Raw genomic sequence first — 22279 nt, 5'->3', positions numbered from 1 at the left:
GCTGCACTGTCGCCGTGAGCAACGCTCAGTGGCTGAAGCGCATGGCCTCTTCCGGAGTAATGAGCCGCTCATTCTTCGCGGGGAAACTGTGGCTTTTCATGGGATGACGGAGCAGTGACCAGGCAATTCGGCCAACCCATGTCTTCGTAACGGGCGTGTTGGGCACGAGAACATCTCCTGCGTCGGCAAGCTTTCAGAACCGGTCAGTAGCATAACGCAAATCCCGACCTAGATCACGTCTCTCACCGGCGTTAGGCAAACATGTCGCCCAACACCGAGTGACATTGCCCGGAGCTACCGATTCCGCCGGGCCTGGCAACAGCCCCGAGTCTCAGCGCTGCGGCGCGGCGGTTGGCTTGATCGGCGCGGGCAGCGCCGTCTCGCCGGTGAGGTAGGTGTCCACCGCGGCGGCGGCGGAGCGGCCCTCGGCTATCGCCCACACAATCAGCGACTGGCCACGACCCATATCACCCGCCACGAACACGCCGTCTACAGACGTCGCGTACGCGTCGTCGCGCCCCACATTGCCACGCTCGGTGAGTTCCACACCCAGGCTCTCCAGCAGGCCGGGCTTCTCCGGCCCCACGAATCCCATTGCGAGGAAGACGATATCGGCCTCCAGCTCGAAGTCCGAGCCCTCGACCTTCTCGAACTTGCCGGCGTTGAAGACAACCTCGTGGGCGCGCAGACCGGTCACCTTGCCGTCTTCACCGAGGAACCGCTCGGTGTTCACGGCGTAGATCCGCTCGCCGCCCTCTTCGTGGGCGGAGGCCACCCGGAACAGTGTCGGGTAGGTGGGCCACGGGTCGCGCTCGGACCGGATCTCCGGCGGCCTTGGCATGATCTCGAACTGCTGGATGCTCGCCGCACCCTGCCGGTGAGCGGTGCCCAGGCAGTCAGCCCCGGTATCGCCGCCACCAATGATGATGACGCGCTTACCCTTTGCGGTGATCGGCGGCTGCCCATCGGCGTCCACGACGTCATCGCCGAGCTGCACCTTGTTGGCCCACGGCAGGTACTCCATGGCCTGGTAGATGCCCTCGAGCTCACGGCCGGGAACCGGCAGATCGCGCCAGGCGGTCGCCCCGCCCGCCAGAACCACGGCGTCGAACTTCTCGCGCAGCTCGTCGGCGGTGATGTCCACACCCACGTTCACGCCGGCCTTGAAAACCGTGCCCTCGGCCCGCATCTGGTCCAGGCGCCGGTCGATGTGACGCTTTTCCATCTTGAACTCGGGGATGCCGTAGCGCAGCAGGCCGCCGATGCGGTCGGCCCGCTCGTACACGGTGACATCGTGTCCGGCGCGGGTGAGCTGCTGGGCGGCGGCCAGCCCGGCCGGACCCGAACCCACGACGGCAACCTTCTTGCCGGTCTTCACCTCGGACGGAATGGGCTTGACCCAGTCGTTCTCGAAGGCGTTGTCGATCAGCTCGACCTCGACCTGCTTGATGGTCACCGGATCCTGGTTGATGCCCAGCACGCACGACGCCTCGCACGGTGCGGGACAGAGCCGACCGGTGAACTCGGGAAAGTTGTTGGTCGCGTGCAGCCGCTCGATGGCCTCGCGCCAGTTCCCGCGGTACACCATGTCATTCCACTCGGGAATCAAGTTGCCCAGCGGGCAGCCCTTGTGGCAGAACGGGATCCCGCAGTCCATGCAGCGCGACGCCTGTGTCTGCAGGGCCTTGTGCTCGAAGTCTTCGTAGACCTCTTTCCAGTCGAGCAACCGCAACGGCACGGGACGCCGCTTCGGTAGTTCGCGGGTGGTGTGGGTCAGAAAGCCGCTTGGGTCACCCACGAGCTGCCGCCATGATCGCTTCGTTCACATCGCCTCCGGTCAGCTCCGCGTCGGCGATGGCCTCGAGCACGCGACGGTAGTCGCGGGGCATCACCTTGACGAAGGAGTCGCTCTGGCCGCTCCAGTCGGCCAGAATGCGTTGTCCGACAGTAGAGTCGGTCGCCGCCACATGCTTTTCGATCAGACTGCGCAGCACCTGCTCATCGTCAGGGTCCAGCGCGTCCACATCGACCATCTCATCGTTGAGGTTGTCCACCAGCTGCTTGGCCGGGTCGTACACGTACGCCACACCACCGGACATACCCGCGGCGAAGTTACGCCCCGTCGGGCCGAGCACCACCACGGTGCCACCGGTCATGTACTCACACCCGTGATCGCCCACACCCTCGACGACAGCGGAAGCACCCGAGTTACGCACCGCGAACCGCTCTCCCACCAGGCCGCTGAGGAAGGCCTCACCGCTGGTGGCGCCGAACAAGATGACGTTTCCACCGATGATGTTCTTCTCGGCCTCGAAGTCGGCCGGTGCCTCACGCGAGGGCCGCACCGCAATGTGCCCTCCGGACAGGCCCTTGCCCACGTAGTCGTTGGCATCGCCGAACAACCGCAGCGTGATACCCCGCGGGACGAACGCACCGAAGCTGTTACCCGCAGAGCCGGTGAAGGTGATGTCGATGGTGTCGTCCGGGAGACCCTCGCCGCCGTAGACCTTGGTGACCTCGTGACCAAGCATGGTGCCCACGGTCCGGTTGACGTTGGTGATCAGCGTCTCGAACTTCACCGGGATACCGCGATCGAGCGCCTCGCGGCTCATCACGATCAGCTGCTGGTCCAGCGCCTTCTCCAGGCCGTGGTCCTGCGAACCGCTGCAGTACAGGTCCTGGTTCATGAACGCCGAGTCCGGCTCCGTCAGCACCGGAGTCAGGTCGATCTTGCTGGCCTTCCAATGCGCTATCGCCTTTTCGGTGTCCAGCGCGGCGACCTGGCCCACCGCCTCGTTGACGGTGCGGAAACCGAGCTCCGCCATCAGCTCCCGGACTTCCTCGGCGATGAACAGGAAGAAGTTCTCCACGAACTCCGGCTTGCCGTTGAACCGCTCGCGCAGCACGGGGTTCTGGGTGGCCACACCCACGGGGCAGGTGTCCAGGTGGCAGACACGCATCATGATGCAGCCCGAGACCACCAGGGGAGCCGTCGCGAAACCGAATTCTTCGCCGCCAAGCAACATGGCGATCATCACGTCGCGGCCGGTCTTGAGCTGACCATCGACCTGCACGACGATGCGGTCACGCAGACCGTTGAGCAACAGCGTCTGCTGTGTCTCGGCCAGCCCCAACTCCCACGGCGCACCGGCGTGCTTCATGGAGGTCAGCGGGGTGGCGCCCGTTCCGCCGTCGTGCCCGGAGATGAGCACCACATCGGCATGGGCCTTCGAAACGCCCGTGGCGACCGTGCCCACACCGTTCTCCGACACCAGCTTCACGTGGATACGCGCCTGCGGGTTGGAGTTCTTCAGATCGTGGATCAGCTGTGCCAGATCCTCGATCGAGTAGATGTCGTGGTGCGGCGGCGGCGAGATGAGTCCCACGCCGGGTGTCGAGTGCCGCACCTCGGCAACCCACGGGTACACCTTGTGCGCGGGCAGCTGGCCGCCCTCACCTGGCTTGGCGCCCTGCGCCATCTTGATCTGGATATCGGTGCAGTTGCTCAGGTAGTGCGAGGTGACACCGAACCGGCCGGAGGCAACCTGCTTGACCGCACTGCGCCGCCAATCGCCGTTCTCGTCGAGGGTGAACCGTCGCGGATCCTCGCCTCCCTCACCGGAGTTCGACCGTCCGCCCAAGCGATTCATGGCGATCGCCAGGGTCTCGTGCGCCTCGGCGGAGATGGAGCCGAAGCTCATTGCACCGGTCGAGAAGCGCTTGACGATCTCGCTGGCGGGCTCCACCTCGTCGATGGAAATCGACGGACGCCCGCTCTCTTCGGGGGTCTTGAACTTCAGCAGACCGCGCAGTGAGGCCATCCGCTCGCTCTGGTCGTCGACCAGAGCGGTGTACTCCTTGAAGATCGAGTATTGGCCGGTCCGGGTGGAGTGCTGCAGCTTGAAAACGGTGTCGGGGTTGAACAGGTGGTACTCGCCCTCGCGCCGCCACTGATACTCGCCGCCGACCTCCAGTTCCCGGTGCGCCCATTCTTCGGGGCGCTCCAGGAAGGCCAGGTGGTGGCGCGAGGCAACATCGGCCGCGATCTCGTCCAGACCGATACCGCCTGTGGGGCAGGACAATCCGATGAAGTACTCGTTCAGAAGCTCCTGCGACAGGCCGATGGCCTGGAACAGCTGCGCACCCGTGTAGGAGGCCAGTGTGGAGATGCCCATCTTGGACATGACCTTGAGCACACCCTTGCCTGCGGCCTTGATGTAGTTGCGGATCGCCTTGTCGCGTTCCACTCCCGAGATCATGCCGCGGTCAATCAGGTCCTCGATGGACTCGAAGGCCATGTAGGGGTTGACGGCGGCCGCACCGAAACCGACCAATGCCGCCACATGGTGGACCTCGCGGGCGTCACCGGCCTCGACGACGAGGCCGACCTTGGTGCGGGACCGTTCGCGAACGAGGTGGTGGTGCACCGCCGCAACAGCCAGAAGCGAAGGGATGGGCGCCATCTGGTCGTCCGACTCGCGGTCGGACAGGATGATCACCTGTGCACCGCTGGCGATGGCGGCGGAAACCTCCGCGCGCACCGACTCGAGCGCGGTCCGCAACCCGGCGCCGCCCTCCGCGACGGGATACAGGCAGCGAATCACTCGGCTGGAGAACCCGTGCGGCCGCCCGTTGACCTCATCCAGCGGGTCAAGGTGGATCAGTTTGTCCAGCTCGTCGTTGTGCAGCACCGGCTGCGGCAGCAGGATCTGGTGGCACGACTCAGCGGTCGGGTGCAGCAGATCGCCCTCGGGGCCGATCACACCGCCGAGACTGGTGACGACCTCCTCGCGAATGGCATCCAGCGGGGGGTTGGTGACCTGCGCGAAAAGCTGCTGGAAGTAGTCGAACAACATCCGGGAACGGTTGGACAGCACCGCGATCGGGGTGTCGGTGCCCATCGACCCGAGGGCCTCGGCGCCTGTGCGGGCCATCGGCGCGACCAGGAGGTTGATCTCCTCGTATGTGTAGCCGAATATCTGCTGGCGCAACACGATTCGATCGTGCGGCATGTGCTGGTGCGGGCGGTCCGGCAGCTGCTCCATGCGCACCAGGCCTTCATCGATCCACTGCTGGTACGGCTCTGCAGCAGCGAGCTCCGCCTTGACCTCTTCATCGGAGACGATACGGCCCTGGGTGGTGTCCACCAGAAACATGCGGCCGGGCTGCAGGCGGGTCCGCTGCACCACGGTGGACGGGTCCAGATCCAGCACGCCCGCCTCGGAGGCCATCACGACGAGTCCGTCGGTGGTCACCCAAACACGGCCCGGCCGTAAGCCGTTGCGATCGAGCACGGCACCCACGATGGTGCCGTCGGTGAAGCAGACCGAGGCCGGTCCGTCCCACGGCTCCATGAGAGAGGCGTGGTACTCGTAGAAGGCGCGCCGCTGCGGGTCCATGGACTCGTGCCGTTCCCACGCCTCGGGAATCATCATCAGCACCGCGTGGTGCAAGGGGCGGCCACCCAGGTGCAGCAATTCCAGTGCCTCGTCGAACCGCGCCGTGTCCGAGGCACCGCGCGTACAGATCGGGAAGATCTTGTCGAGCTGAGCGGGATCACCGAAAGCGTCGGTCTTGATGAGCGCCTCACGGGCCCGCATCCAGTTCTCGTTGCCTGCGACGGTGTTGATCTCACCGTTGTGCGCCACCCGGCGGTAGGGATGGGCCAGCGGCCAGGACGGGAAGGTGTTGGTGGAGAACCGCGAGTGCACGATACCCAGCGCGCTCTCGACCCGCTCGTCCTGCAGATCGAGGTAGAACGCCCGCAGCTGCGGGGTGGTCAGCATGCCCTTGTACACAAAGGTCCGACCGGAAAGGCTTGGGAAATAGACGGTTTCCTCGCCGAGACTGCCCCGGCCGGATCCCTGGTTACCCAGCTCGTGCTCGATGCGCTTGCGCACCACGTAGACGCGCCGTTCCAGATCGATGCCCGAGGCACCGGAGATGAACAACTGCCGGAAGGTGGGCATGGCGTCACGAGCGAGGGCCCCCAGTGAAGAGTCGTCGTGAGGAACCTCACGCCAACCCAGGACGATCAAACCCTCTGCCTCGACGATCTTCTCGACGGCTTCGCATGCTGCGGCAGCGTCCTTGGACCCCTGCGGCAGAAAGGCGATTCCGGAGGCGTAGCTGCCCTCGGCGGGCAGCTCAAGCCCATCCCGTGTCGTAAAGACGGCCCGGAAGAACTTGTCCGGGATCTGCAGCATGATTCCGGCGCCGTCACCACTATTCGGCTCGGCTCCCGCGGCACCGCGGTGTTCCAGGTTCAGCAGTGCGGTAATCGCCTTGTCCACAATGTCGCGGTTGCGCCGGCCGTGCATATCCACGACCATGGCGACACCGCACGCATCGTGCTCGTAGGCCGGGTTGTAGAGCCCGGTCGCGGGGTGTGGCATGGCTGCTCGTCTCGTCTCCAGGGCCTGCCCGGGTGCATCGGCTGTATGCACCCGGCAATGCCCTCCTCGAAGGTGCCTCACAGACCGGCACGGGGTGGTGCTCAAACCCCAGGGCTGGCCTGTTGGCCCTTGTCCGTAGCGTCCTTCTCGGCCGTCTGCTCGGTGTGCTCGCGGTAACGATGAGGCACCCACCGGACACCTTTGACCAGCGGATCTCGTGCCCCGACGCGACAAGTAATCAAAACGATATGCCAGGAACCCCGGTAGACGCCAACTCGGGTGGTTAGATGGCGCGACACCTCGTGGCGTCATGATCTCAACGCGTTCTTCACAGCAAGGTCAACGCCCGTTTCCTCGACAAACGCCGGTAAACCCCGAATTGAACATCACGCCTTTTTCTGTGCACTTGCAGTGATTTACACTCTCCTCCATCACGTAAGCGCAGCGGTGCGCAGGATTCGGAGGATGCATGACATCCGGCAATGCCCAGCGCAACAGCCTGGTGGTGGTGACCGGCGGCGGAAGCGGTATCGGCCGTGAGACGGCGCTGGCTTTCACTCACCAGGGCGCCCGTGTCGTCGTCGCCGATATCGACCTCGACACCGCCAACGAGACGGTCGGGCTCATCGAGAAGCTGGGCGGCACCGCCCACCCCTACGCCCTGGACGTTTCCGACGAGAGCGCCGTCGCCGCATTCGCCGACGAGGTGTGCACTGCCCACGGCGTGCCGGATGTCTTGATCAACAACGCCGGCATCGGCCAGGCCGGACGATTCTTCGATACCCCGTCCGCGGACTTCCAGCGAGTGCTCAACATCAATCTGGGCGGAGTCGTCTACGGCTGCCGCGCCTTCGGGCCACGGATGGCCGAACGCAAGAGCGGCCACATCGTCAATATCTCCAGCGCCGCCGCGTACACGCCGATCCCCGAGATGGGCGCCTACGCAACCAGCAAGGCCGCGGTGTTCATGTTCTCCGATGTGCTGCGCGGCGAGCTCGCGCGCGACAAGGTCAAGGTGAGCACCATTTGCCCGGGCATCGTCAACACGAACATCATTCGCACCACTCAGTTTTCGGGCCTCTCGGCAGAAGACGAGGCGCAGCGGCAGCAGCGGGGGGCGGGGCTCTACGCCAAACGCGGATACGGCCCCGAGAAGGTGGCCAAGGAGATCGTCAACGCCGTCGTGAAGGGCAAGTCCGTCGTCCCGGTCACCCCGGAAGCACATGTGCAGTACCACCTCAGCCGCCTGGCCCCGGCGCTGAACCGGTTCTTCTGGGGCAACCTTGGCAACAAGCTCAACAAATAGGAGGACATCATGGCGCGCAATACAACTGAGGTCACTGGCCTGCACGTCGTACCCACCGAGCCCGGTGAGGTCGTACTGCGGCCGCGCAATGTCCAGTTCGACACGAGCCACACCCCGCTGCACTGGATTCCCAATGAGCCCATCGTCTCGCACTTCATTTCTGCCTTCAATCTGCTTCTGCCGGAAGGGGAACGGGCCTTCGTCGATACCTTCACCCGCGCATTGCCGTACGTGAAGGACGACAAGATCCGGGAAGCGATGATCGGATTCATGGGTCAGGAGGCAGTACACGCCGAGACCCACAGCAAGGTGCTGGGCGACTTCCTGGAGAAGAACGGGATCAACGTCCGTCCGGCTCTTGTGCAGATCGAATACATCACCCACATGCTGGAGCGCACCAACGAACTGCGCAGCGAAAAGCTCCGATACCGCGTGATGGTGGAGAAGCTGGCCCTCATCGCGGGTATCGAACACTTCACCGCCGTCCTCGGCGACTGGGTGCTGAACCACCCGTTCGAGAAGTTCAATGCCGACCCGGAGATGGTGGACCTGTTCCGCTGGCATGGCGCCGAGGAGGTCGAGCACCGCAGCGTCGCGTACGACGTCGCCCGGTACTTCCAGATCCGTCGCGGGCACATGATGTTGACCTTTGTGTTGGCCACCCTGCTGCTCGTCGGGGTGATGCTGCGCTACACCAAGTTCTTGGTGCGGCAGGACCCGTCGCTGCCCAACTACGGCGTCTTCGGCGTGCTGCGACAGATGAACAAGGCCATGAAGCGGGGCGCGTTCTTGCGGTGGCGCGAGCTGGCCAAGTCCGCCATGGAATTCATGCGTCCGGGCTTCTCTCCCGATCAGGTGGGCAGCACGGCACAGGCGGTGGCATACCTGAGTACCTCACCCGCCGCGAAGGCCGCGGCCGGTTACTGATGTTCGATCGCCTTCGCCGCACACCGCAGCCCACTTCCCAGCGCAAGCGGCCCTCGCTGCCGCCGACGTTGTACGGCACCCTGCCCGTTTCACCCATGATCGCGCTCGGCACCGTACTGTTCCCGGTCGCGGTACGGGCCATTGGCGCCCTCTTGATCCTCAAAAAGCCACCAGAGAATCACGTCGACCGGACGCTGACGCTGGTGGTGAAGGACCGCTGGATCGAGGCCAAGGACCAGGACGTAGCGAGCCTGGTGCTGGCCGCGCCCGATGGGCAACGGCTCCCGCCCTGGCATCCCGGCGCCCACCTGGATCTGCTGCTGCCGTCGGGCCGAATGCGGCAGTACTCGCTGTGCGGTGATGTGTCCGACCCCTTCCACTACCGCATCGCCGTGCGCCGTATCCCCGCTGGCGGCGGTGGCTCCATCGAGGTGCACGACGTATTGAACGTCGGCTCGACAGTGTCCATCTTGGGACCACGCAATGCGTTCCCGCTGGCCATGACCCAGCCCGGGCCGCGCAAGCTGCATTTCGTGGCCGGCGGCATCGGCATCACACCGATCCTGTCCATGATCGCCTTCGCCGAGCAGCTGGGTAAGCCATGGACCATGGTCTACACCGGCCGAAATCGCGACTCGCTCCCGTTCCTGAACGAGCTCAAGCGATTCGGCGATCGCGTCATCGTGCGAACCGACGATCAGTCGGGCCTGCCGACCGCAGATGATCTGCTGCCCGATGTGGGCGAGAACGACGCCGTGTACTGCTGCGGTCCCGCGCCGATGCTTGCCGTCCTGCAGCGGCGCCTACTCGAAATGCCCACGGTGGAACTGCATTTCGAACGATTCGCCGCCGCACCCGTGGTTGACGGTCATCCGTTCGAGGTACAGCTGGGCCCCGGCGGGCCGGTGCTCGAGGTGCCCGCCGATCGCACGGCGCTGGATGTCATCAAGGAACGGCTGCCGCATGTGGCGTATTCATGCCAGCAGGGTTTCTGCGGCACCTGCCGGGTGAATGTACTCGCGGGCACCGCTGACCATCGGGACCAGATCCTCACTGAATCCCAGCGTGACGAGGGGCAGCTCTTGACCTGCGTCTCCCGCGGTGAAGGCCGACTGGTTCTGGACCTGCCTACCGAGTAATACGTCCACGCCGAGACCGAGGTTATGGCGAATTTGTGCGAGACACATGCGCCATAACCTCGGTCTGGGCGTGACGTGTCCGTGTCGGTTCACCGCGCGTTCATCGGTTGCCGGGAAACTGTCCCGATGCGCATCTCCCACGCAGCCACGGCCCTTACCTCCGCACTGATCCTGGCGCTGGCGCCGTCCGCGGCCGCCGCCCCGCCCTCGGAATCCCCCGAGGTACCCGTCGGCGATATCGCCACGACCGGCGGCGCCAACCGCATCAAGGGCGGGCGCGACGGCGACAAAGCGGCGGATCTGCGGAATTCGGTACAGGGCCGCAACGCCAAGAACGTCATCCTGCTGATCGGTGATGGCATGGGAACCTCGGAGATCACCTCGGCGCGCAACTACCAGCACGGCGCCGCCGGGACGCTTCCCGGACTCGATGCGCTGCCGATCACCGGCGAGTACACCACGTTCGCCCTCACCAAGGATGGGCCCGAGAAGGGCAAGCCGGACTACGTGACCGACTCGGCGGCCTCCGGCACCGGGTGGGCGACCGGGACCAAGACCTACAACGGCGCCATCTCGGTTGACCTCGACGGCAAGCCTCTGGACACGATCCTGGAGATCGTGCAGAAGCAGGGCTTCGCGACCGGAAACGTCACCACCTCGGAGTTGCAGGACGCCACCCCGGCGGTGCTCACCGCTCATGTCACCGACCGGGACTGCAAGGGTCCCAAGGAAACCCTGGAAAAGTGCGCGGGCGACGCCGTCGACAACGGCGGCAAGGGCTCCATCTCCGAGCAGTTGGTGAGTACCCGGGCCGATATCAGCCTCGGCGGCGGCGCCAAGTACTTCGAGGAAACCATCACCTCCGGTGAACACAAGGGCAAGACCTCGCTGGAAGTCGCCAAGGCCACCGGTTACCAGTTACCCACCACCGCAGGCGATCTGAACAAGGTGAGCAACCTCGACAACCCGGTGTTGGGTGTATTCGGCAAGGGCAACCTGCCGGTGCAGTGGGATAAAGCGCCCGCGGCGGTCCCCAACGGCGGCAAGCTGCCCGCGACCACTTGCCGCGCCAACCCCGAGCTGCCCAAGGATCAACCACAGCTCTCCGCGATGACGACTAAAGCCATTGATCTGCTGGTGAACTCGAAGAAGGGCCAGGACAAGGGCTTCTTCCTGCAGGTGGAATCGGCGTCGATCGACAAGCAGGACCACGCGGCCAACATCTGCGGTCAGATCGGCGAGACCATCGCCCTCGACGAGGCCGCCGCCGCCGCCCTGGACTTCGCCCGCAAGGACGGCAACACCCTGGTGATCGTGACCGCCGACCATGGACACTCCTCGCTCATCGTTCCCGAGGACTTCGACAATCCGACCGCACTGTCGGTCTCGGTCAAGACTGCCGACGGCGCCACCATGCGGATCATGTACCCCACCGCGCCGGAGGGTGAATCGCAGACACACACCGGCACTCAGGTGCGCATCGCCGCCTACGGCCCGGGTGCCGCGAACGTCTCCGGCCTCACCGATCAGACCGACAATTTCAACACGATCGTCGGGGCGCTGCTCGGATCCAAGAGCCCGGACGCCTCGAACGGCCCGTCCTGGTGGCTGGCCGGAGGAATTGCTGTGGTGGCCGCCGCCCTGGCCGCCGCTGTCGCGTTCTTCCTGGGCAGGCGCCGGGTCTGACGTCGCCGAACATCATCGGACGGGTACGCACGATCCCCTGGGATGAGCTAGCCCGACCATCGAGTGGGAATCTCACGAGGAGAATCGGCCGGATTTCCTCGCGAGATTCCCACTCGATGTCCCGCGGCCCTACGCCACCAGCCGCTTCGGGTTGTCGATCACCGAGTAGTCGCTAGCGTCTCCGGCAATTATCCGGCTGCTTTCGCCGTTGACACCGACCGGCACATCACCGGCAAGCGTCACGCGATGCATCCGGCGCCGCTGATCGCCGTAGTCGGAGATGGCGTAGTGCTGGGTGGCCCGGTTGTCCCACATCGCGACGTCACCCAGCTCCCAATTCCATCGAATCGTGTTCTCCAACCAGGTGATCCGATCCTGGAACATCCGGAACAGCGCCTGTGACTCGCTTGCGCTCACGTCTAGGATCCGCTTGACAAAGTTGCCCAGCAGCAGTGCCTTCTCGCCCGTCTCGGGGTGCACCCGGACCACCGGATGATGTGCCTCGAAATGTGTCGCCCCGAACTCGCGCACATACTTGGATCCGGACCCCGCCTTGGCCAGCAGCTCCGCCACCTTGGCGGGATCGACCTGGGCGTAATCGAATTGGTTGTTGTGCATGGCCCAGAGGTTGTCCGCCAGCTCCTGCAAGGCCCGGGGCAGCTGTCGGTAGGCCGCAACCGTCGAGGTCCAGGTGGTGGTTCCGCCATAGGGCGGCAACTCGACCGCCCGCAGGATGGATGCCTTGGGAATCCGGTCCACGAAGGTCACATCGGTGTGCCACTGGTTGGCACGGCCACCCTCCTCCGAATCGAGCCGCATCACGCGCTCACCGTCGAATTTCAGCGTGGGATGCGCCGACGTCGGGACACCCATGCACCGCGCGAACGCGAACTGGGCCTCGTCATCGAGGTGACGCTGTCCACGGAAGAAGATCACCTTGTGCTCCAGCATTGCCTCGTTGATGGCATGCGCCGTCTCGGCGTCCACCTCCCCGAGGCGTACACCCTCGATGCGGGCACCAATGTTCTCGCCCACCTTCACCACACGAAAATCGCTGTTCATGGCCCGTCCCTTCGATATTCGTTGGGTGTAGTCAATCGACTACACCGTGCCATCCGCTACTGTACACACATGACTACACCGGAGGCAACGGACGTCCGACCTGTCGGCAAGGAGGAGGTCGTGGAGGCCGTCCTGAACGCCGCCTCCGAGCTCTTCGCCGAGAAGGGGCCTACGGCAACGTCCATCCGGGAGGTCGCCACTCGCGCGGGTGTGAACCACGGTCTGGTGCACCGCCATTTCGGAAGCAAGCGTCAGCTGCTGGCGGACACCTTGCAGCATCTGGCCGATGCCGCAGTGGCATTGCGGGAGGCGGGGGCACCCAGTGAAGAGCTGGAGGCGGCACACGATCTACAGCTGCGCGTCATGGTCCGCTCCACTCTTGACGGCTTCCCCATCGAAGAACTGCAAGAACGTAAACCCGGCATGGAATGGCTGCTCGAACAGATCCGTCCTGCCCACGCCGATGATCGAGAGGCACGCCTGGCCGGGGCCCACGCGATCGCGCTACAGCTTGGCTGGCGACTGATGGGCCCCAGCCTGCGGGCCGGTTTCGGTCTCGACGACATGTCCGAGGCCGATATCCGATCCGAGGTTGCCCAGCAGGTCGCGAAATTCGTTACCCCCAGTAGGGCCGACTAACCGACGGGCTGCGCCTCAGGGAACACCCACTGGCCGTCGAGAATCTGCGGTTGCGCGCGGTACAGCCTCACCGTGTAGTTCCAGCCCGGCGTGATCGGCAGGCAGTTCACCGCGGCGTCCGCGCATTCCCCGAATTGCACAGTGGTGGTGCCGCCGGTATCCCGCTGCGCGGTAACGTTGTTGAGCGAGTAGGCATTCCGGGCATTTGGCGTGAAGTACCCGTCCTTGTTGTAGACCGTAACCGACCAAAATCCGTCCACCGGCACCTGTCCCACGGCGAGCCGATACACCGTGGCGCCGTCGTTCTTGGCGGGATTCACCATGAGATAGAGGGCGTCCTTCTCGGGGTTCCCGCCCCAGGCCGATGCGGTGCCGATGAGATGACGCACCGGGTCCGTGGCGTCCCTGGTGCCAAAGGTCGCCTTGGTATCGGGAAGCGTCGCGGCAAGCTGGAGCAGCCCGTCGCGAACCTTCTGCTGACTTGCGTTGTCCCACTTCGAGACAACGAACTCTCCCGTGCGGTCTTGTCGTGCCACGACGGCATCCTGCAGGGCGTGGACCTGTGCCAGGTCGGCCGGATCGCCCGGATTCACCAAGGTCCGCACCGCCGCGGCAACGTAGCGGGTACCGGTCTGCTCCTTGGTGATGGTGTGCTCACCCCTGCCGTAGAAGACCGCCGGCACGTAGTGGTCCTCGGTGATGAGCTGCAGCGACATGAACCGCTGTCCCGGATCCGGCGTCGAGAGGGTGACCGGCCCCGCATCCAGGTCGAACACCGCCGACGAGTAGAGCGTGTCGCGGTTCTGGCGGATGACCAGCTGCCTATCCAGCGGAGACAACTCACGGATGTGATGGAAGGAACCAAAACCGCCGTCCTTCACGATGTTCCCGAAATACAGGTCCGTCTCCGCGCGTACAAAGTTGTCTGGAGTGACGATGATTGCGCCCTCTGATGTGCGTCGCTCTGGGGCCGGTACGCCCGGCGTGCTGGAGGGCACCACTGACGGTGGGGGTGCCGAACACCCGACGAGCACTGCCGATATTCCAACTACCGCACATGCCGCGAGCCTTTTCATAGCACCGAAACTACTCGCCGGCGCCACCGCCGGACGCGAGGTTCAGCAGGTAGTCGCATCCTCACCGGCGATATCACGCAGGGTTTGGAAGAAGTCGCTGCGCTGCTGTGCCGAGATGCTCGATAGCAGCCGCTCTTCGGCCTCTTGCGCCAGTATGTCTGCCTGCTTGAGCAAGGCGGCACCGGACCGGCTCAGCTGTGCGGGGCGCGCGCGCCCGGAGTCGACGGTATCCGGCCGGGACACCAAACCGGCGTCTTGCAGCGCCTGCAGCACCGTGTTCATCGACTGCGGTGTCACATCCGTCGCACGGGCCAGATCCGCATTGGACCAGCCGGGATTCTTGGACAGCACCCTCATACAGACGTACTGCGGGAAGGGCAGATTCAGCGGCGCCAACGCCGCCGCAATCTCCGAACGCAAGGCCGCCGACACGCGATACACCAACGCGCCGAGAGGCTGCCATTCCTGCGGATCCATTTCAGCCATGTTGACATACCAGTCGCCTAGTATCTACCGGCCGCGGTGGCTCAAGACCAGAGATTATTGACATAGCGCCCTAAAATAGTGCGAACAAGCACACCGATATTGGGTCAGGTTTTCTGAGTTAGCCCTGCACCCACCACGATTGCGCCATCGGTGATTTACCGCGCCTCATCGGGCGCCGGAAAGACCCGGGCATTGCTGACATCGACTGGATCGACCCAGGGCACCGGTAGCCGATGGCTGGCAACCAATACCTCGGCGGTGGGCTCCGATGTAGAAGGGATGATTGTCCTACACAATGTGGAAGGCTCCCCATCCGTGGGTAACCACTACTGATTGAAGATCTCACCTGGCGCGAAATAACCTCTTACGGAAACAATTTGACCATCAGAGTTGAACGTCATCTTATCGATCGGTTGCAGGCGCATCGGCGTGTCGCCAGCCTCGAAGGTGACGGGGAACGAGTATGCCACCTCATTTCCGACGATACGAAGCAGGACCAGTTCCGTGTGACGGTCCTTGCCTCCAAGGTGGAGAAGAATTCATGGATCTCCCGCTGACCGGTACGAACATCGCTACCAACCGAAACTTGCGCAGTACTACCAGAATCTCTGCATCGCAGCCGGCATCACACCAAACCTGATCCTGCTGGCACGGGTGAACCGGGGAATGATCTTCTTGCATGAAGATCCCGAACAGGCGTGGACAGAACTCGGCGAACACATCCTGCGGGAGGCGGCTACCTACGGTGCTTGGACAACCGAAACCCTGTCGATGATGCACATTCCCGGCGCCACGCTCATCGACGAGGTCAAGGCCTCCGGAAGATACCTATTCCTCACACCCGAGCAACTACTCGAAGAAGCGCGCGATCCAGCCTACGGGCCAATGGTATTCCACCCTCTCGTCGGTGGCATGCCCATCGAAGAGGCACGGAAATCCGTACAGCTACTGACCGACAAGGTGATACCACACCTGAGCTGAGCCACGGGACCTACCCGACACCCCCTGTAGGAACCACCCGAGCATGGTCGGCGACGAGGTACTCGGGTGCAGCGACGTCACCGTAACGCTGGGCAGGGTCGAGAACGCAGTGCGTAGACCCGAACACGGTGACCATACATTTGTTGTTGTGGTTGCAACGACTGCGCTTAGCCGGATCGTCGCGCATCTGGTTGACGAGATCCGGTTCGCGCAAGAGCGCGCGGCCCATCGCGACGAATTTGAAGCCCTCGCTCAAAGCGCTGACCATGTGATCGCGATTGGTGATACCGCCGAGCAGGATCAGCGGAGTGTGTTCGGCGACGGGAACGAACTGGCGAGCAGAGTCCAGCATGAACATATCGTGGTAAGGGTATTCGCCCAGCGCGCGTTTGCCGATCAGCCGCAATCCGAGGTTCACTGGTGGCGGCATCACCGCAGCAAACTCATCGACCGGGGTGTCGCCGGTGAACATGTAGAGCGGCTTGTACACCGAGGAGCCCTGGGTCAATTCGATAGCGTCGAGATTACGGTCCGCGTCGAGTAACTGGACGGTCCGAAGTGATTCGGCCAGTGAGATTCCACCCCGCATCCCGTCGTCCATACTCAACTTGGCAGTGACGGCGATACGCTGACCGACCACCTCGCGCACCCGCTGCGCGATCTCGCGGACGAACCGCGACCGGTTGTCAATGCTGCCGCCATACTCGTCCTTGCGACGGTTGATCAACGGGCTAAGAAACGAACTGGGTAGATACAGATGACCAAAATGCAGTTCAACAGCGTCGAATCCAGCGTCAGCGGCCACTTGGGCAGCGTCGCCGAACTGCTCGATGACACGTTGGATCTCGTGACGCTTGATCGGTCTGCAATAGTCGAAAGAACTGGGGTTTACGAATCTGCTGGGCGCCACGGGTGTGACGCGGTTGACCTTGCGGGTCGCCACGACGCCTCCATGCCCGAGCTGGGCCGAGACCGCCGCTCCCGCGTTGTGGATCGTATCGGCGAGCCGCCGCAGACCCGGTATGGCGGCCGCTTCCATGACAACCTGTCCAGGCGCGCTGGCACCGTCTCGGGAGACACAGCAGTAGGCCACGGTGGTCATCCCGACGCCCCCTAGGGCAAAGCGCTGATGGAACTCGATGAGATCGTCGGTGACCTGCCCGTCAGGGGATCGCCCCTCGGATGTCGCTGCCTTAATGACGCGGTTCCGCAATCGAACGGGCCCGAGCATCGCAGGTTCCAATGGATCCACGGACGCCGCTGTGCTTGGTCGCTCGGTGAAAGCCACTATAGAAACCTTTCCGCTGCCGTCTGGTCAGTGTGATCCGGTTTAACACCATGCAACCTGCCCGGCTGGGCATCGTCCCGTTCACCGGCACAAGACATGCTCGACTCGGGTGTTCCACTCAACGGGCACCCGCGATCTAACGCCGTCACAGTTGAATTTGACTGGTCGAGATGTGCAACAAGATCGCGCTGCCGATGGCGACGTGCTCGACAAACCACAACCCACGAAATGGTTGGTCGCCGTTGCAGATTCAGACGCAGCCGATTCACAGCAGATACCGAGATCAGGGTCGACAGGAGTACGCATGTCTAAGATGAGATTCGACGGCAAGACGGCAAGACGGCAATCGCGACGGGCGCGGCCTCGGGCATCGGGCTCGCTGTCGCTCGCCAACTCGCCAACTCGCCAGCGAGGGTTGCCGATTGGTCTTGGGCGACTGGAACGCCGACGGCCTGGCGGACGCTGTTGGAGCATCGGCTCAGCAGCGGTGTTTCATCGGATTGACGTGACGGACCCGGACGCCTGCGCCGAGCTGGTTGAGGCGGCGGCCCGTGACACCGGCCGCCTCGACGTCCTGTGCAACATCGCAGGCGTTGTCGACTTTGCAGCACTCGCCGACCGGTGGTCGAGATCGATGAGCGTCAACCTCGACGGCCCCTTCTATCTATCCCGCTGCGTCATACCACATCTGGTGCAATCAAGGGCTGCATCGTGAACATGTCATCGGCAGCTGGCCTAGTCGGCGTTCCATACCAGGCTGCCTACACCGCCTCGAAACACGGTTTAATCGGCCTAACCAAGTCGTTGGCACTCGAGTTTGCCAACAATGGTGTACGAGTCAACGCCGTATGTCCGACCGGTGTCAAAACTGCCATGCTCACCGGACTGCAGCCTCCGGAGAACATCGACTGGCAGGCAGTGTCCAGGTCCGCCCCCTGGCTGAACAACAGCGAACTCTGTGAACCGCAGGACATCGCAGAAACCGTCGCCTTCCTCGCCTCCGATCAGGCACGGATGATCACCGGAATCGCGGTTCCGGTGGACGGCGGCCAGACAGCGGGCTGACGCTACATATATCGAGCAAAGGGGTACTGATATGAGCAATTTGCAAACGCTTCTCGATGAGCGTGAGATCACTCGCGCGCTTTCTTGTTTCGCGCGGATCGCGGACGGCAAGTCCTTCGACGAGTTAGGTGATGTGTTCGCCGATGACGTCATCTTCGATTACGGCTCGGGCCGCGACGAGCACGGCCTGGCCGCGCTACGGGCCTTGATGAGCGGCCACCTCGACCAGTGCGGTGGAACACAGCATCTGATCGGCAGCGTCATCGTCGACGTGGACGGCGACAGCGCGCTCAGCGAGGCATACGTTCAGGCACGACACCAGCGGGCGGGCGAACTGGTCGGTTCGGTCTTCGACTCGAACGGCGAGTACCTCGACCGCTGGGAACGGCGTGTTCAGGGATGGCGCATTGTGCGTCGCGACGCACGGTGGTCGACAAACACCGGCGACCCTGCGATTCTCTCCCCTAACGGCAGACTGGGCTAAGCGCCTACGTTTTGCGTCGGCCGGAGAACACGCCTTCGACTTGCACCGCGACTCGATCCTCATCGGCGATCTCGCCGGTCACGAAAGCTACAACCCCGCTGCGTCGCCACACATGCGAAGGGGGCCGGTACATGCTGGCTCTGGTTTGCAGCGTGGGCCGCTGGATGGAGAACTCCGGGATGCGATGTAGTCGCCGGTGCCGCGGTGCGTGACTAATCACTGACCCAAGTCAAGCTGGTGGATAGCGTCCGTGCTTCAGGAGCGAGGACGCCCTCGCCTAGTCCCTCTCCCGTTCAGCGGCCTTCTGATGTAACTATCGACTACTCGACGTTCGATGGTCAGGTCATCAACACGTGCCAATGCTGTTGCCGCAGAGCTTGATCAACCTAAAATTGGCCACAGAAGTTCGTAAGATGTGGGCCGATTTCGCCGCGAGCAACTTCGGCGATAAACTCGGCGGCAGTGCGGGGTTTCGCCAATTGCCTGGGCGTTCTACAGGGCCGTCGCCTCGGGGGGCTCGCTCAGTACCACCCTGGCAGCCGCACAGCTGGCGCTGTCCGGTTCGCTTCCCTTTTGGCCCGACAGGACCTAAAGGTCGTTGACCTATCGACAACATTGTGGCTGCGAGCAACTCGCGGCGGGCGCGTATTACGTGCCCATGCCAATGCCAATGCCAATGCCAATGCCAATGCCAATGCCACGATAAGCCCCCGCGCGTGTCGTCGGGATGGACGGATGTCATATGTTCCACCGAGCAAGAACTAGTGCGGCTACACAGGGTCGAACGAGGAGATAAGCCATGTCCCATGCACTTTGGTCATTCCTACCATGACGCTGCTGGCAGCCTGTGCGGTATCGGGCCGGCCGTGACCGGTGGTGGTCTGATTGATAAAGAGCAAGACCGTGGCACGTTCCGGATGTAGCTCAGAAACACCCGCCCGTACCACCGATGCCTTGGTCGTAATTCCCTTGTCCTTAGCAGCTGGCGCAACGATGTCGTCGGCGAATTTGCTGTAGTAAGTGAGGAATTCACCGGTTAGATGCGACTTAGCGGCCGTTAGATCCGCCGCCAGGCTATCGGGCTTGTAGGACAGCAGCGCTACGCTGCCTTCTGACGCCGCGTTCAACACCGTCTTGGCGGCAGTGGACGTCAGCTGCTGGTCGACCCGGTATTGCCCAAAGTAGAGACCCGTAGCCAATCCTGCCGAAACCACGAACAGCACCGACAGTGCCACCATCGATAGCCCACGCACGCTCACACGTGTCCACCACCCGCGGCGTCCATCGCCCGCGAGTGCCTCTTCACCACCGCGTTCCGTCCACTCGGTACTGCAGACGGTGTCCTCTGTACCTTCCGTTACCTCGCTGGTCATGACGTCGGCGCTCATGGAACAAATTCGAGTTTGGACATTTTGATTTGTCCTCCGTCCCTAGTCAGTTCAAGGCTCAGACGCCATGAACGTGGCTGCCGGTCGGCACCGGCGGCGTTGCTTACTGTCGATGTCACCGTCACCAGCACCTGCGCGGTGTCAGCGCTCATCGTCTGCACAGCGGCCGCCTGCACGGCCGCCTTTGTGCTGACTTTCGCGTCTTGCGCCACTTTCACGAAATCTTCTGAAGCGTCTTCGAAATCGCTCTTGAACTGGCCAGCGGAGCTATCGATGATTGCCTGCACGCTGTCTTTGGCCTTGGCTGAGTCAAGCGACATCAAAGTCACGACGATCTGGCGGGCCGCAGATGTGTACTCGGCGGTGCGTTGCCGTTCCGTTTCGGCTTGTTGGTGATGTCGTACAAGAAGTCCGCTCACAGCCAGTAGCCCGAGCGAGCAGAGCAGCATCACGCCGCAAACGACGGTCATCCGTGCGGATCTCGAGGTGCGGCGCGACGGCGCTTCTGGCGCGAGGCCCTCCACTTCTGAAGTGGCGCCATCGGAATCCTCTGAGTCAGAGTCAGCCTGTCTACGTAATTCTGCCGCCCGCGACCTGGCCGCCATCGCGAGCGCTTCAGCTTCAGCTGCCTCCGTCTCGGCCATCGTAGCTAGGTCACCCGGCTCCAGGGCCTGTTGCTTCCTCGCCGTGAGGTTCGACAATCGATGCTTGACAGACGGCATCGCAACCTCCTATCCGTTCCAGACGATGATCGGCTGAACTCACCACGCTTCAGCGATTTCCGCTAGGGGGACACTAACGAGAGACGCACACCGCACGATCCAATGTTCCCGCTCAGCGGCCCACGAGTCCTGCGCGGTGTTTTCTACCAGTGACGCAGCGAGCACACTGCTCCAGCGGGGCCCTCAGCGGCGTGAACGACAGTTCCATCGACTGCGAGTTCGCATCGTATGACGCCTTCGGATCGAATCGAGGTGCGGGCCACCGCGACCATGGCCCACTGCGCGGGATCGACAAGCGCGACCTCGCGTACCCATGCCTTTCCCGACGAAAGGGCGACCTCATCTTTTGGGCTGAAGTGGTAGGGGTTATGGCTGTAGTCCGCCCAGCTTGGCGGGTCCACGTCGCGATAGTAGACATCGATATCGGTGGGGTGTTCAGAGGTGACGGTGTAGGTGACCCGGTGAACCACTGCATCATCAGCTCGCACTGGTGCTGCCGTCAGCGCGGCGGCCGTAAGCACAATCAGCGGGGCGGACAGTACGGCGCGCGCTCCCCTGCGGACCCAACCGCGCAGCGGCCGACCGCTTCCCCTACGCATCACCACGAACCCACCGGGTCGATTTGTCGTCGGCGACGCAGCTCAGGAAGAGTCCATCTGGCGCCTGCGCTACCTGGTTCAAATAGCCTGTGCAGTCCGCATTTTCGTTCTTGATCCCCGCCATAGGCGGGGATCTGAAGTAACGCGGTGCGTAGCGACGCGGCGATCCGCAGAACACCAGCCGTCCCCATGAGGTGGTACCGAACACGAAGTAGGCCGTCTCCGAGCATGATGCGCCGAGAACCACCCCGCCAGCAATCCCTGGAACACACGCCGGCTCATTGCATTCGGCGGGCTCGGCGGCCCCGACGCCCGGCGTGAGCACTCCGCAGACTATGAGCGCGACCATCACCATCGGAATCGAATACACGAGAGCCACTGTGGCACGGCTAGTCCGTGACGCCATCTAAGCGTCCACCAGGTGGGAGGTTCTCAACCAAATCGCGGCAAACGTCGGACAGTGAAGGGTGAGCTCTGCCGATTATGGCCGGTTAGCGACAAGCAGAGGAGTAGCGATGCGCGTGCCGAAGATGCTGACAATGGCCGCCATGCTCGCCAGTGCGATCATGACGGATTCCAACACATCGGCTATAGCCAGCCCGATCGATTGGGCGCTCAACGGCACCTACACCGCTACATCCAACGGTGAATGGGCGAAGACTAACGACATCTACCACGACGAGGCGAGCATCCGCAGTACGTGGACGATCACCTCGACGTGCAGTTACCCCGGCGAGTGCACCGGCACCGTGACCAGTGACTGGGGTTGGACGGCACCCATCTATCAAAAGAGTGCCGTGTGGTACGTCAAGCGGACCGTGGACAACTGGCAGCCCTGCCCCGACGGCGCCACGGCGGCTGGACTTCAGGTGTTCCGCTTCTATCCCGCGACCCCCGACGGCAGCGCCGCCGATCCAGCGTCGTCGACCCTGATGGGAGATGATCAGACCACCGGAGTAAGCGGATCTTGCGGAAGCAGCAAGACGCTCTTCATCAGCATGCCGTTCAAACTCGTCAAGGTCGGCGGCTAGGCGCG

18 protein-coding genes and 1 pseudogene are annotated in these 22279 nt (G+C 63.3%); 9 read left to right on the top strand and 10 right to left on the bottom strand.

Features of this window, described 5'->3' with window-relative positions; genetic code table 11:
• Positions 1-331 precede the first annotated feature (331 nt).
• On the bottom strand, positions 332-1798 hold the full coding sequence (locus tag AC5Y5C_RS04565; RefSeq protein WP_499969478.1) for a glutamate synthase subunit beta: 1467 nt from the start codon (positions 1796-1798) through the stop codon (positions 332-334).
• Positions 1791-6395 carry a glutamate synthase large subunit gene (gene gltB, locus AC5Y5C_RS04560; protein ID WP_499970574.1) on the bottom strand — a complete coding sequence of 1535 codons (4605 nt, stop codon included), beginning with the start codon at positions 6393-6395 and terminating at the stop codon, positions 1791-1793. Before gltB ends, AC5Y5C_RS04565 begins: the two co-directional genes overlap by 8 nt.
• A gap of 469 nt (positions 6396-6864) precedes the next feature.
• Between gltB and AC5Y5C_RS04555 the strand changes: the two genes are divergently transcribed.
• The 4 genes from AC5Y5C_RS04555 (at position 6865) to phoA (ending at position 11453) form a co-directional block, all read left to right on the top strand.
• Positions 6865-7701: an SDR family NAD(P)-dependent oxidoreductase gene (locus AC5Y5C_RS04555; protein WP_499969476.1), complete on the top strand. Its 837-nt coding sequence runs from the start codon at positions 6865-6867 to the stop codon at positions 7699-7701.
• Between the two features lie 9 nt (positions 7702-7710).
• A complete protein-coding gene (locus AC5Y5C_RS04550) occupies positions 7711-8628 on the top strand; it encodes a metal-dependent hydrolase (RefSeq protein WP_499969474.1) in 918 nt (305 codons plus the stop codon).
• Positions 8628-9767, top strand: coding sequence for a PDR/VanB family oxidoreductase (locus tag AC5Y5C_RS04545; RefSeq protein WP_499969472.1), 1140 nt, complete (start codon positions 8628-8630; stop codon positions 9765-9767). The genes AC5Y5C_RS04550 and AC5Y5C_RS04545 overlap by 1 nt, the downstream gene beginning before the upstream one ends.
• Positions 9768-9893: 126 nt before the next feature.
• A complete protein-coding gene (gene phoA / locus AC5Y5C_RS04540; protein WP_499969471.1) occupies positions 9894-11453 on the top strand; it encodes an alkaline phosphatase in 1560 nt (519 codons plus the stop codon).
• 129 nt (positions 11454-11582) lie between these two features.
• On the opposite strand, the gene AC5Y5C_RS04535 is transcribed toward phoA, so the two are convergent.
• Positions 11583-12515: a TauD/TfdA dioxygenase family protein gene (locus AC5Y5C_RS04535; protein ID WP_499969469.1), complete on the bottom strand. Its 933-nt coding sequence runs from the start codon at positions 12513-12515 to the stop codon at positions 11583-11585.
• A gap of 69 nt (positions 12516-12584) precedes the next feature.
• Here AC5Y5C_RS04535 and AC5Y5C_RS04530 point away from each other — a divergent pair, with 69 nt between their 5' ends.
• Entirely contained in the window at positions 12585-13154 is a 570-nt protein-coding gene (locus AC5Y5C_RS04530) for a TetR/AcrR family transcriptional regulator (protein ID WP_134084226.1), read from the top strand.
• On the opposite strand, the gene AC5Y5C_RS04525 is transcribed toward AC5Y5C_RS04530, so the two are convergent.
• Both AC5Y5C_RS04525 and AC5Y5C_RS04520 read right to left on the bottom strand, forming a co-directional pair.
• The gene (locus AC5Y5C_RS04525; protein WP_499969467.1) at positions 13151-14230 is read right to left on the bottom strand and encodes a DUF1254 domain-containing protein; all 1080 of its coding nucleotides are present in this window, start codon (positions 14228-14230) and stop codon (positions 13151-13153) included. The genes AC5Y5C_RS04530 and AC5Y5C_RS04525 overlap by 4 nt on opposite strands.
• 42 nt (positions 14231-14272) lie before the next feature.
• Positions 14273-14707 carry a MarR family winged helix-turn-helix transcriptional regulator gene (locus AC5Y5C_RS04520; protein ID WP_499970572.1) on the bottom strand — a complete coding sequence of 145 codons (435 nt, stop codon included), beginning with the start codon at positions 14705-14707 and terminating at the stop codon, positions 14273-14275.
• Between the two features lie 675 nt (positions 14708-15382).
• Here AC5Y5C_RS04520 and AC5Y5C_RS04515 point away from each other — a divergent pair.
• Positions 15383-15697, top strand: a complete 315-nt coding sequence (locus tag AC5Y5C_RS04515; RefSeq protein WP_499969465.1) for a hypothetical protein — start codon at positions 15383-15385, stop codon at positions 15695-15697.
• 10 nt (positions 15698-15707) lie between these two features.
• Here AC5Y5C_RS04515 and AC5Y5C_RS04510 read toward each other — a convergent pair whose 3' ends face one another.
• A complete protein-coding gene (locus AC5Y5C_RS04510; RefSeq protein ID WP_499970570.1) occupies positions 15708-16928 on the bottom strand; it encodes an NADH:flavin oxidoreductase in 1221 nt (406 codons plus the stop codon).
• Between the two features lie 544 nt (positions 16929-17472).
• Between AC5Y5C_RS04510 and AC5Y5C_RS04505 the strand changes: the two are divergent.
• Together AC5Y5C_RS04505 and AC5Y5C_RS04500 are read left to right on the top strand one after the other, a co-directional pair.
• A pseudogene (locus AC5Y5C_RS04505) lies at positions 17473-18050 on the top strand (SDR family NAD(P)-dependent oxidoreductase); the annotation flags it as partial.
• Positions 18051-18081: 31 nt separating this feature from the next.
• Complete coding sequence (locus AC5Y5C_RS04500; RefSeq protein WP_499969464.1) at positions 18082-18534, top strand: nuclear transport factor 2 family protein; 453 nt, start codon at positions 18082-18084, stop codon at positions 18532-18534.
• 770 nt (positions 18535-19304) lie between these two features.
• On the opposite strand, the gene AC5Y5C_RS04495 is transcribed toward AC5Y5C_RS04500, so the two are convergent.
• The 4 genes from AC5Y5C_RS04495 to AC5Y5C_RS04480 all read right to left on the bottom strand — a co-directional run bounded on the left by AC5Y5C_RS04495 (position 19305) and on the right by AC5Y5C_RS04480 (position 21598).
• Positions 19305-19922, bottom strand: a complete 618-nt coding sequence (locus AC5Y5C_RS04495; protein WP_499969463.1) for a twin-arginine translocation pathway signal — start codon at positions 19920-19922, stop codon at positions 19305-19307.
• Positions 19919-20644: an Rv1363c family protein gene (locus AC5Y5C_RS04490; protein WP_499969461.1), complete on the bottom strand. Its 726-nt coding sequence runs from the start codon at positions 20642-20644 to the stop codon at positions 19919-19921. The genes AC5Y5C_RS04495 and AC5Y5C_RS04490 overlap by 4 nt, the downstream gene beginning before the upstream one ends.
• Positions 20645-20787: 143 nt before the next feature.
• Complete coding sequence (locus AC5Y5C_RS04485; RefSeq protein WP_499969459.1) at positions 20788-21243, bottom strand: Rv2576c family protein; 456 nt, start codon at positions 21241-21243, stop codon at positions 20788-20790.
• Positions 21236-21598, bottom strand: a complete 363-nt coding sequence (locus tag AC5Y5C_RS04480) for a hypothetical protein (protein ID WP_499970568.1) — start codon at positions 21596-21598, stop codon at positions 21236-21238. Before AC5Y5C_RS04480 ends, AC5Y5C_RS04485 begins: the two co-directional genes overlap by 8 nt.
• 160 nt (positions 21599-21758) lie before the next feature.
• Here AC5Y5C_RS04480 and AC5Y5C_RS04475 point away from each other — a divergent pair, with 160 nt between their 5' ends.
• A complete protein-coding gene (locus tag AC5Y5C_RS04475) occupies positions 21759-22274 on the top strand; it encodes an Rv2253/PknI dimerization domain-containing protein (protein WP_499969457.1) in 516 nt (171 codons plus the stop codon).
• Positions 22275-22279: the final 5 nt, after the last annotated feature.

Source organism: Mycobacterium sp. NGS15 (genome assembly GCF_059813245.1).
The sequence above is the reverse complement of the archived record's forward strand: the minus strand, read 5'-3'. Positions and strand labels throughout refer to the sequence as shown.